This window comes from Neobacillus niacini, assembly GCF_031456445.1.
Lineage (GTDB): Bacteria > Bacillota > Bacilli > Bacillales > Cytobacillaceae > Neobacillus > Neobacillus niacini_I.
In genome coordinates this window covers 1-2,637 of the sequence record NZ_JAVDUQ010000083.1, presented here as the reverse complement: position 1 = coordinate 2,637, position 2,637 = coordinate 1, and the positions used below count along the sequence as shown (strand labels likewise).

General features: G+C 38.9%; 1 protein-coding gene. It reads left to right on the top strand.

The genetic code is table 11. The features are described 5' to 3' along the window. Positions 1–703: 703 nt before the first annotated feature. Positions 704–2,497, top strand: coding sequence for a group II intron reverse transcriptase/maturase (ltrA, locus tag J2Y67_RS27725; RefSeq protein WP_310179392.1), 1,794 nt, complete (start codon positions 704–706; stop codon positions 2,495–2,497). Positions 2,498–2,637 lie beyond the last annotated feature (140 nt).

The window sequence follows — 2,637 nt, the reverse complement described above, 5'->3', positions numbered from 1 at the left end:
GCGCGACAAGTTCTGTTATAAGTGCTACCGCGCGAAATGCAGGAAGTTTATTAAATTAACTTCAACTTTACAATGGAGGATAGGAATGATGAAACCATGTTTTCTGAAACTATCCCACCAATACGCCTGCATGCGTCATGATTGACAGGTCATGAGGTGTGAAGCACAGGTAGATTCGGCAGAACAAAGACTAGAGCCATTCAATAGAAAAGGTATGCCAATGGATATGCCGCGTGGCTGAAAAACTTAATATGGTGAGAATAGTTCGCTCATGAAGGAACTGACGAACTTCCGAAGGTAAGGGTCTAAAGTTAGACCATGCGGAAACGTATGGACCATCTTACGATGGGGTGAATGGTGTGGAGTAAAAATGCCCCCTCTGAAATACGCTATACCGAACTATGGCGGTATCAAGTTCACAGGCTTAAAGGAAGCACCTACGTTAAGAATAGATAGCTACATTGTAAGGTACTTGGAAAGCAAGGAACGTTGAAACAAGGGCTGTCACCTGAAACGGTTGCTATAAGATATTACTCGAAATGTATTTATCCTTGTGAGGGTAGGGGTACGACTGATGAAGCCCTGTAATGGGAGTGGAGGAATAGCCCCAAGTCTAGCGATAATGAATGATTATTTTCCAAACGTGTGTTGCACCGGTCGGGTAAGAACGTGGGAACATCACCTCGAAGAGGAGGATGCCACAGTGCAAACTTTACGATATTGGGATTACTATGGCATGACGGATACCTTTACGGATTTATATGACAGTGCCAGTAAAGGAAAATCCTTTAGGTTTTTATACGATATTATCACATCAAGAGAAAATATCCTGTTAGCCTATCGCTCAATAAAAACCAACAAAGGTTCAAAAACACCGGGAACAGATGGGAAAACCATTAAAGACATTGAACAACTATCAGAAAATGAACTAGTTACAGAAATTCAAAACAAACTAAAAAACTATCGACCCAAAAAAGTCAGACGAAAACTTATCGAGAAAGATAACGGGAAATTGAGACCACTTGGAATACCCTGTATTCTCGACCGAATTATACAACAAAGTTTCAAACAAGTTCTTGAGCCTATTGCAGAAGCGCAATTTTATAAACATAGCTATGGATTTAGACCTCTTCGGTCTACCCATCATGCGATGGCAAGAGTACAATTTCTTGTTAATCAAGCATCATTGCACTATGTAGTAGATATTGATATTCAAGGATTTTTCGATAACATTAACCACACCTTGCTTATAAAGCAACTATGGAACTTGGGAATACAAGATAAAAAGGTTTTAACGTGTATTTCAAAAATGCTAAAAGCTGAAATTGATGGCGAAGGAATACCAACAAAGGGAGCGCCGCAAGGTGGCTTGTTATCGCCGTTACTTTCAAATGTTGTCCTTAATGACCTAGACCAATGGGTATCAAAACAATGGGAGTTTTTCCCCTTGAATAAACCTTATAAAACAAGAGAAGGCGAATTATATGCAAAAAAACGTACCAACCTTAAAGAGGGATACCTGGTACGTTACGCAGATGATTTTAAAATTCTCTGTCGAGATGGGAAAACTGCTCTAAAGTGGTATCATGCCGTAAGGCAATACTTGAGAGAACGTCTGAAACTAGATATTTCGCCTGAAAAATCAATGATTATAAACCTACGAAAACATGAATCTGAATTTCTCGGATTCACAATTCGGGCAAATAGAAAAGGTCAAAAGAGAGTTGCACATACCGGCGTTAAAGCCAACAAAAAGAAAAAGATAAAGGCAGAAGCTAAAAAACGCATCTTAAAATTGAAAGCTTCTCCAACTGCACAAAACGCACTACTCTTCAATAGTTTTGTCCTGGGAATCCATAACTACTTTAATCGAGCTACACATGTCTACAATGAATTCTCACGTCTTGCCTACGAGCTGCGACCGTTTATTTACAATCGTCTAAAAGTTATCGGGAAATTTGAACATCCAACAAACCCACCACCAGTCTATAAAAAATTCTACAGTCTGGGAATTAAAACATTTAAGGTATGTAATGTATATTTGTTTCCCGTTGCCGATGTAAAAACAAGGAATAACATGAACTTTAGTCAAAGTCTTACTCCATTTACAAAGGCAGGAAGAGAGCAAATTCACAAACTGCTACACCCGGATATTCAACGTGAAATTTCTTTACTTATGAAATCGAGCCTCCCGGCACGAAGTGTCGAATATTTGGATAACCGCATAAGTCGATATAGTATGAAAATGGGGAAATGTGAAATCACAGGTGTATTTCTATGTGCTAATGATGTGCACTGTCATCACTATATCCCATTACATCTTGGCGGCAACGATAAATTTAATAATTTACGCATCCTCCATAAAGATGTACATAGGTTAATCCATCACACTGATAAAAAGACAATTGATATACTCATAAACAAGCTTGGTATTTCAAAGTCAATGCTCCAAAAGATTAACAAGTTCCGTCAAATGAGCGGAATGGAACAAATATAATACCCAAAATCTATGAGTAACATGGAACTTATAATCGAGTAGTTTAGTTAGATGGAACGCGGAATGATGGGAAACTATCACGTTCCGTGCGGAGCAGGGGAAAAGCCGGAGATTACATCAAACGCTTACCTATTGCCAAC